The 14791-nt window shown below is 71.7% G+C and carries 9 protein-coding genes; 7 read left to right on the forward strand and 2 right to left on the reverse strand.

Annotation, left to right across the window (positions count from 1 at the left end; genetic code table 11):
• The first annotated feature begins 132 nt into the window (after positions 1-132).
• The 3 genes from ACFXBC_RS15690 to ACFXBC_RS15700 all read left to right on the forward strand — a co-directional run bounded on the left by ACFXBC_RS15690 (position 133) and on the right by ACFXBC_RS15700 (position 4378).
• Positions 133-1665 (forward strand): sodium:solute symporter, encoded by a 1533-nt coding sequence (locus tag ACFXBC_RS15690; protein WP_385023802.1) that lies wholly within the window; start codon positions 133-135, stop codon positions 1663-1665.
• 71 nt (positions 1666-1736) lie between these two features.
• Positions 1737-2705 carry an agmatinase gene (speB, locus tag ACFXBC_RS15695; protein ID WP_385023804.1) on the forward strand — a complete coding sequence of 323 codons (969 nt, stop codon included), beginning with the start codon at positions 1737-1739 and terminating at the stop codon, positions 2703-2705.
• Positions 2702-4378, forward strand: coding sequence for a thiamine pyrophosphate-binding protein (locus ACFXBC_RS15700; RefSeq protein WP_385023806.1), 1677 nt, complete (start codon positions 2702-2704; stop codon positions 4376-4378). The genes speB and ACFXBC_RS15700 overlap by 4 nt, the downstream gene beginning before the upstream one ends.
• 20 nt (positions 4379-4398) lie before the next feature.
• Here the strand turns inward: ACFXBC_RS15700 and ACFXBC_RS15705 are convergent, their stop codons facing one another.
• Positions 4399-4740 (reverse strand): helix-turn-helix domain-containing protein, encoded by a 342-nt coding sequence (locus ACFXBC_RS15705; RefSeq protein WP_385023808.1) that lies wholly within the window; start codon positions 4738-4740, stop codon positions 4399-4401.
• A gap of 311 nt (positions 4741-5051) precedes the next feature.
• Between ACFXBC_RS15705 and ACFXBC_RS15710 the strand changes: the two genes are divergently transcribed.
• The 4 genes from ACFXBC_RS15710 (at position 5052) to ACFXBC_RS15725 (ending at position 12513) form a co-directional block, all read left to right on the forward strand.
• Positions 5052-8870, forward strand: coding sequence for an ABC transporter ATP-binding protein (locus tag ACFXBC_RS15710; protein WP_385023834.1), 3819 nt, complete (start codon positions 5052-5054; stop codon positions 8868-8870).
• A gap of 313 nt (positions 8871-9183) precedes the next feature.
• Positions 9184-10371, forward strand: coding sequence for a hypothetical protein (locus ACFXBC_RS15715; protein ID WP_385023809.1), 1188 nt, complete (start codon positions 9184-9186; stop codon positions 10369-10371).
• Between the two features lie 121 nt (positions 10372-10492).
• Positions 10493-10981, forward strand: a complete 489-nt coding sequence (locus tag ACFXBC_RS15720) for a hypothetical protein (RefSeq protein WP_385023811.1) — start codon at positions 10493-10495, stop codon at positions 10979-10981.
• A gap of 98 nt (positions 10982-11079) precedes the next feature.
• A complete protein-coding gene (locus tag ACFXBC_RS15725; RefSeq protein ID WP_385023813.1) occupies positions 11080-12513 on the forward strand; it encodes a S28 family serine protease in 1434 nt (477 codons plus the stop codon).
• A gap of 93 nt (positions 12514-12606) precedes the next feature.
• Here the strand turns inward: ACFXBC_RS15725 and ACFXBC_RS15730 are convergent, their stop codons facing one another.
• The gene (locus tag ACFXBC_RS15730) at positions 12607-14433 is read right to left on the reverse strand and encodes a glycoside hydrolase family 3 protein (RefSeq protein ID WP_385023815.1); all 1827 of its coding nucleotides are present in this window, start codon (positions 14431-14433) and stop codon (positions 12607-12609) included.
• Between the last annotated feature and the right edge of the window lie 358 nt (positions 14434-14791).

Below are 14791 nucleotides of genomic sequence, written 5' to 3' on the forward strand. Positions count from 1 at the left end.
AACGTCTCTTTCCGGCCACCTAGGGTCAACGTGCGAAAGCAGTCGGGCGCAGTGGCGCAGATGGCAGAGGCGCGACGGCCGCCCCCGCGAGAGAGGGCGCGACGGCCGCCCCCGCGAGATGAGGGAGGGCGCATGGCAGTCGACTACGCGGTGATCGTGGCCTATCTGGCGGGCATGCTCGCCATGGGCTGGTGGGGCATGCGCCGCGCCAGGTCCAAGTCCGAGTTCCTGGTGGCGGGCCGCCGGCTCGGCCCCGCCATGTACTCCGGCACCATGGCCGCCATCGTGCTCGGTGGTGCCTCCACCATCGGCGGGGTGGGCCTCGGGTACCAGTACGGGCTCTCCGGCGCCTGGATGGTCGTCACCATCGGCCTGGGGCTCCTCGCGCTGAGCGTCTTCTTCGCCGGGCGCATCGCCCGGCTGAGGGTCTACACCGTCTCCGAGATGCTCGACCTGCGCTACGGCGGCCGGGCCGGGGTCATCTCCGGCGTCGTCATGTGGGCGTACACGCTGATGCTCGCCGTCACATCGACCATCGCCTACGCCACGATCTTCGACGTCCTCTTCGACATGAACCGGACGGTGGCGATCGTCATCGGCGGTGCGATCGTCGTCGCGTACTCGACGCTCGGCGGGATGTGGTCGATCACCCTCACCGACATGGTGCAGTTCGTCGTCAAGACGATCGGTGTGCTGCTTCTGCTGCTGCCGATCGCGATCGTCAAGGCCGGCGGCTTCTCCGCGATGAGGGCCGAGCTGCCCACCTCGTACTTCGATCCGCTGGGCATCGGCGGCGAGACGATCTTCACCTATGTCCTGATCTACACCTTCGGCATGCTCATCGGGCAGGACATCTGGCAGCGGGTCTTCACCGCCCGCGGCGACCGGGTCGCCCGGCTCGGCGGGACCGTCGCCGGTACGTACTGCCTGGTGTACGCGGTCGCCGGGGCCGTCATCGGGACGGCGGCCAAGGTCCTGTACCCGAAGCTGCCGAGCGCCGACTCCGCTTTCGCCACCATCGTGAAGGACGAACTGCCCATCGGCGTCAGAGGACTGGTGCTCGCCGCCGCGCTGGCCGCGGTGATGTCCACCTCGTCCGGGGCGCTGATCGCCTGTGCCACCGTCGCCAACAACGACATCTGGTCGCGGCTGCGCGGCCTGCGCGGCGGCGGCAGCGCCCGCGACGACGACCACGACGAGGTGCGCGGCAACCGGGCCTTCATCCTCGCCATGGGCATCGTGGTCATCTGTATCGCCATCGCGCTGAACAACGTCGTCGAGGCGCTCACGGTCGCCTACAACCTGCTGGTCGGCGGGTTGCTGGTGCCGATCCTGGGCGGTCTGCTGTGGAAGCGCGGCACGGTGCAGGGGGCGCTGGCGTCCGTCGCCGCGGGCGGGATCACCGTGCTCGGTCTGATGGTGGCGTACGGCGCACTCGCCAACGAGCCGATCTACTACGGGCTGCTCTGCTCCCTGGTCGTGTACGCCGTCGTCTCGCTGGCCACGAAGCCGACGGACGCGGCGGTGCTCGCGGCCTGGCGGGAGCGGCTGGCGGGGCGGGGCGGGACGGGTACGGAAGCGACAGGTGCCGAAGCTGCGGGTGCGGAAGCTGCGGGCGGGCCCGGCTCCGGATCCGGCTCGGACTCCGTACCCGCCCACCGTTAAAGTTCCCACCGGCCCACAAAGCATCGAACTCGCGCCAAAAGCGCAGAAATAAAGAGAAGAAGGGCACACCCATGAGCAGCACCGAACAGCCGCGCGGCCCCGTCGATTCGTCCCGCGTCCCCCGGTACGCAGGCCCCGCGACCTTCGCCCGGCTGCCCAGGCTCGACGAGGTCGGCACCGCCGATGTGGCGGTCGTCGGTGTGCCCTTCGACTCCGGTGTCTCCTACCGGCCGGGCGCCCGCTTCGGCGGCAACGCCATCCGTGAGGCGTCCCGGCTGCTGCGCCCGTACAACCCGGCGCAGGACGCGTCGCCCTTCGCCCTCGCGCAGGTCGCCGACGCGGGTGACATCGCGGCCAACCCGTTCCACATCAACGAGGCCGTCGACACCATCGAGGCCGCAGCCGACGACCTGCTCGCCACCGGCGCCCGCATGATGACGCTCGGCGGCGACCACACCATCGCGCTGCCGCTGCTGCGCTCGGTCGCCAAGCGGCACGGCCCGGTCGCGCTGCTCCACTTCGACGCCCACCTCGACACCTGGGACACCTACTTCGGCGCCGAGTACACCCACGGCACGCCCTTCCGCCGGGCCGTCGAGGAGGGCATCCTCGACACGTCCGCGCTCTCCCACGTCGGCACGCGCGGCCCGCTCTACGGCAAGAAGGACCTGGACGACGACGCGAAGATGGGCTTCGGCATCGTCACGTCGGCCGACGTCATGCGGCGCGGCGTGGACGAGATCACCGACCAGCTGCGCGCCCGCATCGGCGACCGGCCGCTGTACATCTCCATCGACATCGACGTACTCGACCCGGCGCACGCCCCCGGCACCGGCACCCCGGAGGCCGGCGGACTGACCTCCCGCGAACTGCTCGAAATCGTCCGCGGGCTCTCCTCCTGCCACCTGGTCTCCGCCGACCTGGTCGAGGTCGCCCCGGCGTACGACCACGCCGAGATCACCTCCGTCGCCGCCTCCCACACGGCGTACGAACTCACCACGATCATGGCGCGCCAGATTGCCGAGGCCAGGGCGAAGTGACGCACGACCACCACCACGACACCCCGAGGCTCACCGCCGAACAGACCGCCGCCGCACTGAACCCTCCGGCCGGGCGCAACGGCGGCGACCTCGTCGTGGAAACGCTCCAGGGCCTCGGCGCAACCACCGTCTTCGGGCTGCCGGGCCAGCACGCGCTCGGCATGTTCGACGCGCTGCGCCGCTCCGCGCTCTCGTACGTGGGGCTGCGCGTCGAGAACAACGCGGGCTTCGCCGCCGACGCGTACGGCCGGATCACCGGCGAGGCCGCCCCGCTGCTGCTCTCCACCGGCCCCGGCGCGCTGACCTCGCTCGCCGCCCTCCAGGAGGCGGCCGCGGCCAGCGCGCCCGTGCTCGCGATCTCCAGCCAGGTCCCGACGGCCGGGCTCGGCGGCGGCCGGCACGGATATCTGCATGAACTCCGCGACCAGCAGGCGTCGTTCCGCGACATCGTGAAGTCGGTGCACACCGTGCGTACGGCGTCCCAGATCCCCTCCGCCGTCGCGGCGGCCTGGGAGTCCGCGCTGACCGCGCCGCACGGCCCGGTCTGGGTGGAGATCCCGCAGGACGTCCTGCTCGCGGAGACCATCCTGCCGCCGGTCACCGCGCCGGACGCGACCCCGCGCGAGCTGGAACCGCGACCCGAACTGACCGCGGTGGCGGCGCATCTGCTCTCGCACGCCGAACGCCCGGTGATCATCGCGGGCGGCGGTGTCGTACGGTCCGACGCGGCCGGCAAACTGCGCGCGCTCGCCGAACGGCTCGACGCTCCGGTCGTCTGCACGGTCGGCGGGAAGGGCGCCTTCCCCTGGGAACACCCGCTCTCGCTCCAGTCCTGGATGGAGGACCGGCACACCACGGACTTCCTGGAGGCGGCGGACGTCCTGCTGGTCGTCGGCTCAGGACTCGGTGAACTCTCCTCGAACTACCACACGTTCAAGCCGCGCGGCCGGGTCATCCAGATCGAGGCGGACCTCGGCAAGCTGGAGTCCAACCACCCGGCGCTCGGCATCCACGCGGACGCCAGGGCCGCGCTGTCCGCCCTCATCGAAACGGTGGAGGAGCGCACCGACCCGGGTGCGGCCGACTCCGTACGCACGGTCCTCGCGAAGGTCGCGGAGCGGATCGCGGGCCAGGACCTGGACCTCGAACAGCAGATCCTGGCCTCGGTCAGGGCCGCGCTGCCCGCCACGTCCCCCAGCTTCTGGGACATGACGATCCTCGCCTACTGGGCCTGGTCCGCCTGGCCCGGAGCCCTGCACTGCGCCCAGGGCGCGGGCGGCCTCGGCTACGGCTTCCCGGCCGCGCTGGGAGCCGCGGTCGCCGACCCGACCACACCGGTCCTCGCGGTGTCGGGCGACGGCGGCGCGATGTACTCGCTCGCGGAACTGGCTACCGCCAAGCAGTACGGCCTGCCGGTGACCTGGCTGATCGTGGACGACGGCGGCTACGGCATCCTGCGCGAGTACATGGAGGACGCCTTCGGCGAGGCCACCGCCACCGAACTCACCCGCCCGGACTTCGTGGCCCTGGCGGAGTCCTTCGGGGTCCCGGCGGTCCGTACGTCCCCGGAGAGGCTGACGGAGGACCTGGCCAAGTCTTTGGCATCGCCGGGCCCCTCGGTGGTCGTGCTGCCCGCGGTACTGAAGATGTTCGCGCCGACGCATCTGGGGTGAGGCGCGGGGCGGTGCACGGTTCAGGCGGCCGTCGTACGCGCCCTGAACGCCACGTTGGACACGTCGTCGACCAGCTCCAGCTGGAGCGACGCGTCCAGGGCCCGTGCGAGGCGGGCGAGGAGCGGGAGCGTGGGCACCGTACCGCCCAGCTCCAGCTTGGAGATCTGCGGCTGGGTCATCTCGGCCCGCCGGGCCAGCTCGGTCTGCGAGATGCCGAGCTCGGCCCGGCGGTCGTAGACGGCCTGGCCGAGGTCGAAGGCGAGCCTGAGCTCCTGGCGTCGCTTGATCTTTTCCGGGCTTTCGGTGATGCCCTCTGCGACCTTTCGATCACGAGAGAGCTTCCATTGCGCATGACCGACCATGGGGCCGAACGTACATATGCCTCCGCGCGGGGCGAGAGGGGTTCTTACCCGGGATCACCCGGCCGGGTGACGGACGCAACGATTTTTCGTGCGGCGGTCCGGTCTCCGGCGGGCCGTCCGACCTCCGGCGACCGGCTTCTCTCCGCATGTGCCGGACCTAGGTCCGCGGACCGGCCCCCCTACGCCCTTCGGACGGCCTTGGGCCCCCGATTGTTGCGGCGGGATGAAATCGCCTGGTCGCCGCGTTGGGTCCTTCCGGTGGTATGAGACAACGGGAGGCACCAGTGGCGGACGCCGCGCAACAGGAGAGTATGCAGCAGGGCGGTGCGCGGCAGGGCTGGGCGCGGCGGCTCGTCGGGTATGCCTGGCGGTACCGGCGCGATGTGCTGCTCGCCCTCGGGTCGTCCCTCGCCGGGATGGCCGTCATGGCGCTCGTACCGCTGGTCACCAAGGTGATCATCGACGACGTCATCGGCGACGGCACCCGCTCCCTCGCCGTCTGGACGGGGCTGCTGATCGGCGCCGCCGTCGTCGTCTACGTCCTCACCTACATCAGGCGTTACTACGGCGGCCGCCTCGCGCTCGACGTCCAGCACGACCTCCGTACCGAGATGTACGGGACGATCATGAGGCTGGACGGGCGGCGGCAGGACGAGCTGTCCACCGGGCAGGTCATCGGCCGCGCCACCAGCGACCTCCAGCTCATCCAGGGGCTGCTCTTCATGCTGCCGATGACCCTCGGCAATGTGCTGCTCTTCCTGATCTCGCTGGCCATTATGGCCTGGCTCTCCCCGCTCCTCACGCTGATCGCGGTGGCCGTGGCGCCCGCCCTGTGGATCATCGCCAAGCGCAGCAGGACCCGGCTCTTCCCCGCCACCTGGTACGCCCAGGGGCAGGCGGCCGCCGTCGCGGGCGTCGTCGACGGGGCCGTCACCGGGGTCCGCGTGGTGAAGGGGTTCGGCCAGGAGGACCAGGAGACCGGCAAGCTCCGCGCGGTCAGCCGCAGGCTCTTCGCCGGGCGGCTGCGCACCATCAGGCTGAACTCCCGCTACACGCCCGCCCTCCAGGCCGTCCCCGCCCTCGGACAGGTGGCGATGCTGGCACTCGGCGGCTGGCTGGCCACCCGGGGCGAGATCACCCTCGGCACGTTCGTCGCCTTCTCCTCCTATCTGGCCCAGCTCGTCGGCCCGGTCCGGATGCTCGCCATGGTGCTCACCGTCGGGCAGCAGGCCCGCGCCGGTGTCGAACGCGTCCTGGAGCTGATCGACACCGAACCCTCCATCCCGGACGGTACGAAGACGCTCCCGGCGGACGCCGCTGCCACCGTCGAGTTCGACGATGTCTCCTTCGGATACAGCGAGGACCGGCCGGTGCTCGACGGCTTCTCGCTGACCATCGCGCCCGGCGAGACCGTCGCCGTCGTCGGCTCGTCCGGCAGCGGCAAGTCCACCGTCTCGCTGCTCCTGCCGCGCTTCTACGACGTCTCGCACGGCGCGGTCCTCATCGGCGGCCACGACGTACGCGAACTGACCCTGGAATCGCTGCGGGCCGCCATCGGCCTGGTGCCCGAGGACAGCTTCCTCTTCTCCGACACCGTCCGCGCCAACATCGCGTACGGCGTCCCCGACGCCACCGACGAGCAGATCCGCACCGCGGCGCGCGCCGCCCAGGCCGACCGCTTCATCACCGAACTGCCCGCCGGTTATGACACCACGGTCGGCGAGCACGGCCTCACCCTCTCCGGCGGCCAGCGCCAGCGCATCGCGCTCGCCCGCGCCATCCTCGCCGACCCCCGGCTCCTCCTCCTGGACGACGCCACATCCGCCGTGGACGCCCATGTCGAGCACGAGATCCACGAGGCGCTGCGCGGCGTGATGGCGGGCCGCACCACCCTGCTCATCGCGCACCGCCGCTCCACCCTCAACCTCGCCGACCGCATCGCGGTCATCGAGGGCGGCCGGCTCGCGGACATCGGTACCCACGCGGAGCTGGCGGAGCGCTCGCCGCTCTACCGGCGGCTGCTGACCGACCCGGACGAACTGGGCGGTGTCTCACCCGGCCACACCGGGCCCCCGGCGGACGAGCCGGAGGACATGTCCGTACGTGCGGAGCTGGACGCCGAGTTCGACGTCGAGCGGGGCATTACCCCGCAGCTCTGGGTCCGCAGCGAAGCCCCCGGCACCGGCACCGGCACCGGAACCGGCACGGGACCCGACGGTGCCGACCGGGCGACCGCGCCCGGCGGGATGCCCGCGACACCCGAACTCCTCGCCCAGGTGGCCGCGTTGCCGCCCGCCACCGACACCCCGGACGTGGACGAGGCGCACGCCGTCGCCGCCGAGACCTCGTACGGGCTGCGCCGTCTGCTGCGCGGCTTCGGACCCGTGCTGCTCGTCAGCCTCTTCCTGGTCGCCGTCGACGCGGGCATGGGGCTGCTGCTGCCCGTCCTGATCCGGCACGGCATCGACCAGGGCGTCACCCGGCTCGCCACCGGCGCGGTGTGGACGGCGGCCGGGCTCGGCCTGGTCACCGTGGCCGTCCAGTGGCTGGCGCAGACCGGCGAGACCCGGATGACCGGACGCACCGGCGAGCGGGTCCTCTACACCCTGCGCCTGAAGATCTTCGCGCAGCTCCAGCGGCTCGGCCTCGACTACTACGAGCGTGAGCTGTCCGGCCGGATCATGACCCGGATGACCACGGACGTCGACGCGCTCTCCACCTTCCTGCAGACCGGTCTGGTCACCGCCTTCGTCTCGGTCGTCACCTTCTTCGGCATCCTCGTGGTGCTGTTCGTGATCGATGTGCAGCTGGCGCTGGTCGTCTTCGCGACGCTCCCGTTCCTGGCCGTCGCCACCTATGTCTTCCGCAGGAAGAGCGTCCGGGCGTATGAGCTGGCGCGTGAGCGGGTTTCCGCCGTCAACGCCGATCTCCAGGAGTCCGTCTCCGGGCTGCGGATCGTGCAGGCGTTCCGCCGCGAGTCCACCGGAGCGGTCCGCTTCTCCGGGCGCAGCGACCACTACCGGCAGGCGCGGGTCCGCGGGCAGTGGCTGATCTCGGTCTACTTCCCGTTCGTCCAGCTGCTGTCGTCGGTGGCCGCGGCGGCCGTGCTGATCGTCGGCTCGCACCGGATCGAGGCCGGGACCCTCACCACGGGCGCGCTGGTCGCGTACCTCCTCTACATCGACCTGTTCTTCGCCCCCGTACAGCAGCTCTCGCAGGTCTTCGACGGTTACCAGCAGGCCACCGTCTCGCTCCGGCGCATCCAGGAGCTGCTCGTCGAGCCCACGTCCACCGAGGCGAGCGCGGTGCCGGTGGAGGTCGGGGCGCTGCGCGGGGACATCGCCTTCGAGGGTGTCTCGTTCGCGTACGGCCCTGCCGAGGTGGCCGATCCGGCCGCCGGAGCCCTCGGGCCCGGCGGCCCTGCCGAGGCCGAGACGGCGCTGAGCGGTATCGATCTGCGGATTCCGGCCGGGCAGACGGTCGCCTTCGTCGGGGAGACCGGCGCGGGCAAGTCCACGCTGGTCAAGCTGGTCGCACGGTTCTACGACCCCACGGCGGGCCGGGTCACGGCGGACGGCACCGATCTGCGGGACATGGACATGACGTCGTACCGGCACCGGCTCGGGGTCGTCCCGCAGGAGGCGTACCTCTTCGCGGGTACCGTCCGCGACGCCATCGCCTACGGGCGGGTGGACGCGACCGACTCCGAGGTCGAGGCGGCTGCGCGGGCGGTCGGCGCGCACGACATGATCGCGACCCTGGACGGCGGCTACCTCCACGAGGTCGCCGAGCGCGGCCGGAACCTCTCGGCGGGCCAGCGCCAGCTGATCGCACTGGCCCGCGCCGAGCTGGTCGACCCGGACATCCTGCTGCTCGACGAGGCGACGGCCGCACTCGACCTGGCGTCGGAGGCCCTGGTCAACCAGGCCACGGACCGGATCGCCGGCCGGCGGACCACGCTGGTGGTCGCCCACCGGCTGACCACGGCGGCACGGGCGGACCGGGTCGTCGTGATGGACCACGGCCGGGTGGTCGAGGACGGTACCCACGAGGAGCTGCTGGCCCTGGACGGAAGCTACGCACGGCTGTGGCGGACCTTCGTGGGGGAGCCGGCGGAGGTGGTGGCGTAGGGCGCGCGGCCCGGCCGCGAGCCCGGGGCCCGGGTGCGGCACAGGGCGTGCGTACGGAACCCGCGCTCCCGCCTCCCGGCAGGGCGTGCGTACCGGCCCGCGCCCCCGCCCTCAGCAGGGCGCGCGCCCGCGTGCGAACCCGCCGAACCGGGCCCCGGCAGGGACCTCATGAGTGCGCTGTGAGCGCGGGATGAGAGCGTTGGCGGGGCCGCACGTCCGCCGCCGGGACAACTTTTCCTCCCGTTCGGCCCTCTTACGGACCGGGATGTGCAGCCCCGACAGCGCACACACCGGAAGCGGGAGCTGAGATACGGTGCCGACGATCAGTCAGCGGATGCACTTGGTGCTGCTCACCGTCTGGACGGTGCTGTGGTTCGCCGTGGTGGAGCCGCACGGCGGCTTCTCCTGGCACTATCTGCACACCGGCGGCGAGCTGATCTACCAGGGCGGTGGCGGCACCGGAGGCCTCAACCTCTACGCCCACCACCCCGAGCTCCAGATGGGCCCGATCAGCTTCCTCGCCGCCGGGCTGTTCAACCCGTTCCCCGAGGCCACCGGACAGTTCCTCGCCGCCGCGCTGATGTCCCTGCTCGGCCTGGTCATCGTCGTACTGGCCGGGCGCAGCGCCGCCCACCACCTGCTGGGCACCGGCACCAACCACCAGCGGCTGCGCCAGCGGGTGCTGATCGCCGGGCTCGCCTTCATCCCGATGTGGATCGAGGTGGCGGTCCGCTTCGGGCACCTGGACGACGTACTGGCGCTGTTCTTCACCGCGCTCGCGGTCCGGGCCGTCACCCGGGGCAATCCGGCGGCCACCGGCGCCTGCCTCGCCCTGGCGATGGACTCCAAGCCCACCGCGCTGGCCTTCCTCCCGCTGCTGCTGGCCCTTCCCCGGCGGCACTGGCTGCGGGCCGCCCTCTGGTGCGCGGGTCTGGTGGCGGTCGCCTGGCTGCCGTTCTTCGTGGGCGACCCGCAGTCGTTCGCCGCCGCCAAGTTCGCCATCCCCAACCATCCGGCCTCCGCCCTGCGCTGGCTCGGCGTCGGTGACCCGGAGACGCCCGGCTGGGACCGCCCCGCGCAGGCCGCGCTGGGCCTGGTCCTCGGCACGGTGGCGGTCTGGCGGGGCCGCTGGCCCGCTGTGGTGCTCCTCGGGGCCAATGCCCGGATCGTGCTCGACCCGAGCGTCTACACGTACTACACGGCGTCGGTGCTGCTCGGCACCCTGCTGTGGGACGTCATCGGGCAGCGCCGGCTGGTGCCCTGGTGGAGCTGGCTGGCGCTGCTGACGCTGTACGGCAGTGTCTTCGTCGTCCCGGACGACGCGGTGCGCGGGCTGCTGCGGCTGGGCTTCGTGGCGGTGTCCACGGCCTATGTGCTGCTCTGGCCGGTCCGTGAGCGCGGTGGCCGGGGCGGGGTCCGCGGCCGCCGCCGGCCCCGGGCCCGTGCGGCGTCGGCCCCGGCTGACCCCGCCCTGTCCCAGCCGAACCCCCTGGGGCTGTGAGGGCGGCCCCCGGGCGGGGGCCGCACCGAACCTGTCACCATCTGTCCGGTTCTGCGGCGCAACCGGCCGACTGCCCCATGCGTCCGTACACACATACGTCCGCACAGCCAAAGGGGAAGAAGTGTTCGAGTCGTGGCGAAAGCCGGAGCGCGGGGCGGAGCCCGCGCCGGCGCGTCCACCGGCGCGCGGATCCGTCCGCACCCCGGCCACCGGTCGCTGGGCCGTCCGCACCCCGGCCGCCCGCCGCCGGGCCGCAGGTCTGACGGCGGCGGCCGCGGTGGCGCTGGCCCTGGTGGTGCCGGGCGCACACGCGGCGAGTGCCGCGTCCGGGTGCCCCGGACATCAGGTCAGAGCCGTGGGCTTCGCCACCGGTCAGCTCCGGGTCTACCGGACGGGCCCGTACGTCTGCGCCGTCACCCTCGCCAAGCACCCCGGCGCAAGGAGGCAGATGTCCGTCGAGCTCCAGGTGCGCGGGGGCCGGCCGGTCTCCGACAGCGGGCGTTTCACCCGACTGGCGGGGCCGGTGCGGGTCCGTGCCGTGCACCGCTGTGTCCGTGCGGTGGGCGCGGTCTCCGGCAAGAAGGGGGCGTCCGGCTGGTTCCTGTGCTGAGCGGCCGCTCTCCCCGGATGGTCAACTGGGTCTGGCGTGCTTGGTGTTACCCCGGCTAGGTTCGCGGCTACTCGTTGTGATCCCCAGGGGAGGGCTGAATGCGCAAGGCGCTCAGATGGCTACTGGCGTTCGTGGTGCTCATAGGCACCGTGAGTGCGGCGGGAGCCTCAGCCGGCGCGGCCACCGCCGCGATACCGGACACCTCGGACATCAAGGCCCGGATCCTCGCGATCCCCGGCATGAGTCTCATAGAGGAGAAGCCCTACACGGGCTACCGCTTCTTCGTCCTCCAGTACACCCAGCCCATCGACCACCGGCACCCGTCGAAGGGCACCTTCAACCAGCGCTTCACGCTGCTGCACAAGGACACCAGCCGCCCGACCGTCCTCTACACCGGCGGGTACAACGTCTCCACCACCCCCAGCCGCACCGAGCCGACGCGCATCGTCGACGGCAACCAGGTGTCCCTGGAGTACCGCTACTTCACCCCGTCCAGGCCGCAGCCCGCCGACTGGTCCAAGCTGGACATCTGGCAGGCCGCCAGCGACCAGCACCGGCTGTTCACCGCGCTCAAGAAGATCTACACCAGGAACTGGCTGACCACCGGCGGCTCCAAGGGCGGCATGACCGCCACCTACTACGAGCGCTACTACCCGAAGGACATGGACGGGGTCGTCGCGTACGTCGCGCCCAACGACGTCGTCAACGACGAGGACTCGGCGTACGACCGGTTCCTCAGCACCGTCGGCACCAAGGAGTGCCGCGACCGGCTGGAAGGCGTGCAGCGCGAGGCGCTCATCCGCCGCGAGCCGCTGGAGAAGATGTACGCCAGGTACGCGAAGGACAACGGCTACACCTTCACCACCGTCGGGACGCTCGACAAGGCGTACGAGGCCGTGGTGCTCGACTACATCTGGGGCTTCTGGCAGTACAGCCTGCTCTCCGACTGCGACACCGTCCCCGCAGACGCCCCGCACGCCACCGACCAGGAGATCTGGGACTCGGTCGACACCATCTCCGGCTTCTCCTTCTACACCGACCAGGGGCTTGAGGCGTACACGCCGTACTACTACCAGGCGGGCACCCAGCTCGGCTCGCCCACCATCCGGCAGCCCTGGCTCGGCAGGCTGAGCCGCTACGGCTACCAGCCGCCGCGCCACTTCGTCCCCAGCTCCATCCCGATGCGCTTCCAGCCGGGCGTGATGGCCGACGTGGACCACTGGGTGAAGCGCCACGCCCACCACATGCTGTACGTGTACGGACAGAACGACCCCTGGGGCGCCGAGCGCTTCAGCGTCGGGAAACACCCCGACGACAGCTACGTCTTCACCGCGCCCGGCATGAACCACGGCGCGAACGTCGACGGTCTCGCCCCCGCCGAGAAGGCGAAGGCCACCGCCCGCATCCTGGCCTGGGCCGGGGTCGCCCCGGCGTCGGTGCAGGCCGACCCGCAGCGGGCCAAGCCGCTCGCCCCGTACGACGCGACGCTGGACCACAGGGGCCTGGAGCGCGAACCGTCCCTGCGGCCCTGACCCCGGCTCCGGACGCCAACCACCCCTGAAAGCAACCGGATTGAGCAGTGCCCGCCGCGAAGTCGCGCGGCAGGCACTGTCTCTGTCGGAGGGTCAGTAGGTCAGACCGTGCCCCACCGGATACAGCACCTTCGTGGGGTCGTCCGCGCGCTGGACGGGAACCGGCAGCAGACCGCGTGGCGTGACCCGGCCCGCGATCACCCGTGCCGCAGCCCGGAGTTCGACATCCGTCCAGCTGTACGTCGCGAGCGCGGCCCGGACCCCGGGGAGCTGCGCGATGTCGTACGGATTGCGCACCGCGATCTGCACCACCGGGACCCCTGTCGTGACCAGCGCCGCCACCAGCTTGGTCTGGGCATCGCCCGCGACCACGTCGTAGGTGCCGACGATCACGGCGTCCTTGCCCGCGGCGGCGGCCACCGCGCTCTTGATCAGGGCCGCGGTGGGCGCGGTGCCGGTCGGCAGCACCGCGGTGGTGAAGCCGAGACCGGTCAGCTCCTTGCCGAGCACCGTGGTGGGCGGGCCGGTGGTCCCCGAAGGCGAGGCCGGGTCGGGGCCGACGACCAGCAGACTCCTGGTGCGGCGCCGGGAGAGCGGCAGCAGCCTGTCCTGGTTCACCAGCAGGGTGGTGGTCCGCTCGGCGATCCGGTCGGCCGCCGCCAGATGGAGCCGGGTGCCGACCGTCCGGTCGATCCGGACACCGGGCACGTACGGGCTGCTGAGGAGAGCGCGCCGCTCCTTGAGCCGCAGGATCCGCAGGATCGATTCGTCCAGCCGCTCCTCGGTGAGCTCGCCGCTGCGTACCGCGCTCAGCACCGCGTGCCAGGCGGTGTCCAGGTCCGGCGGGTTGAGCAGCTGGTCGACGCCGGCCTTGAGGGCCAGCACCGGCACCCGGTCGTCGCCGTACTTGTCCCGTACGCCCTGCATGCCCAGCGAGTCGGTGACGACGACGCCGTCGTACTTCAGCTCCTCGCGGAGGATGCCGGTGAGGATCGGCCGCGACAGGGTGGCCGGATCGTTGCTCGGGTCCAGCGCCGGGAACTGGATGTGCGCGGTCATGATCGAGTCGATCCCGGCGGCGATGGCGGCCTTGAAGGGCGGGGCGTCGATACGCTCCCACTCCTCGCGGCTGTGGGTGATGACCGGGATCCCGGTGTGGCTGTCGACCGCGGTGTCGCCATGGCCGGGGAAGTGCTTGGCGGTGGCGGCCACCTGCGCGCTCTGGTACCCCTGCACCTCGGCGGCGACCAGCCGGGCCACGGCGGCCGGTTCGGAGCCGAAGGAGCGGACGCCGATGACCGGGTTGGCGGGGTTCACATTGACGTCGGCGTCCGTCGAGTAGTCCTGCCGGATGCCGATCGCCCGCAGTTCGGCTCCGGAGATCCGGCCGACCGTACGGACGTCCTCGCGCGAGCGCCCGGCGCCCAGCGCCATCGCGCCGGGGAACAGCGCGGCCGGGTAGCCGACCCGGCAGACGATGCCGTGCTCCTGATCGGTGGCGATCAGCAGCGGTACGGGGGTGGGCTGGGCGAGACCGGCGCGCTGGATGCCGTTGGAGAGGGCCGCGATCTGGTGCGGGTCGCGGGTGTTGTGCGCCCAGCTGAAGTAGATGATGCCGCCGACGTGGTACTTGGCGATCAGCTCGGCCGCGGTGCGGACGCCGATCTCCTTCAGGTTGGCGTCGATGTCGGCCTGGTCGGGTGCGGTGGCGGAGTGTCCGTAGACCCGCATCACGAAGAGCTGGCCGACCTTCTCCTCGATGCTCATCCGGCCGATGAGCTTCTTGAGCCGCCGGTCGAGAGCGCTGGGGTCAGCGCCGGGACGGCGGGGACCGGCGTGTGCCGTGGTGCCCGTGGCTGCCGCGGCGACCGCGGCGGCGGTGGCGGTGAGCAGGGAGCGTCTGGAGGTGCGGTACTGCACTGGTGCCCCTTCCGGCCATGCTGCGCAAGGAATCTGAGGCCGGCCGGCACAGGGACGACAGTGCACTCCCCGCGCCGGCCGGCCTGAAGGAAACTTCCAAGCAGCACCGATATCCGGAAACTAACTGCCAGGTCAAGGGTGCGGGCCGGATCGGGGCGGCATTGGCCCATTTGCCCAGGGGCGGCGGCGCGACCGGGGCCCGGACTGCCCGCGTGTCTGGACTGCCCGCGTGCCCGGACTGGCCGAGGTGCCGACTGCCTGAGTGCCCGGACTGGCCGAGGTGCCGACTGCCTGAGTGCCCGGACTGGCCGAGGTGCCGACTGCCTGAGTGCCCGGACTGGCCGAGGTGCCGACTGCC

This window comes from Streptomyces sp. NPDC059398 (assembly GCF_042751845.1).
GTDB lineage: Bacteria > Actinomycetota > Actinomycetes > Streptomycetales > Streptomycetaceae > Streptomyces.

Excerpts from the sequence above, each read along its gene's own strand:
- ACFXBC_RS15725 (WP_385023813.1), top strand. The coding sequence starts at position 11,080 with ATGCGCAAGGCGCTCAGATGGCTACTGGCGTTCGTGGTGCTCATAGGC.
- ACFXBC_RS15690 (WP_385023802.1), top strand. The coding sequence starts at position 133 with ATGGCAGTCGACTACGCGGTGATCGTGGCCTATCTGGCGGGCATGCTC.
- speB (WP_385023804.1), top strand. The coding sequence starts at position 1,737 with ATGAGCAGCACCGAACAGCCGCGCGGCCCCGTCGATTCGTCCCGCGTC.
- ACFXBC_RS15710 (WP_385023834.1), top strand. The coding sequence starts at position 5,052 with ATGCAGCAGGGCGGTGCGCGGCAGGGCTGGGCGCGGCGGCTCGTCGGG.
- ACFXBC_RS15705 (WP_385023808.1), bottom strand. The coding sequence starts at position 4,740 with ATGGTCGGTCATGCGCAATGGAAGCTCTCTCGTGATCGAAAGGTCGCA.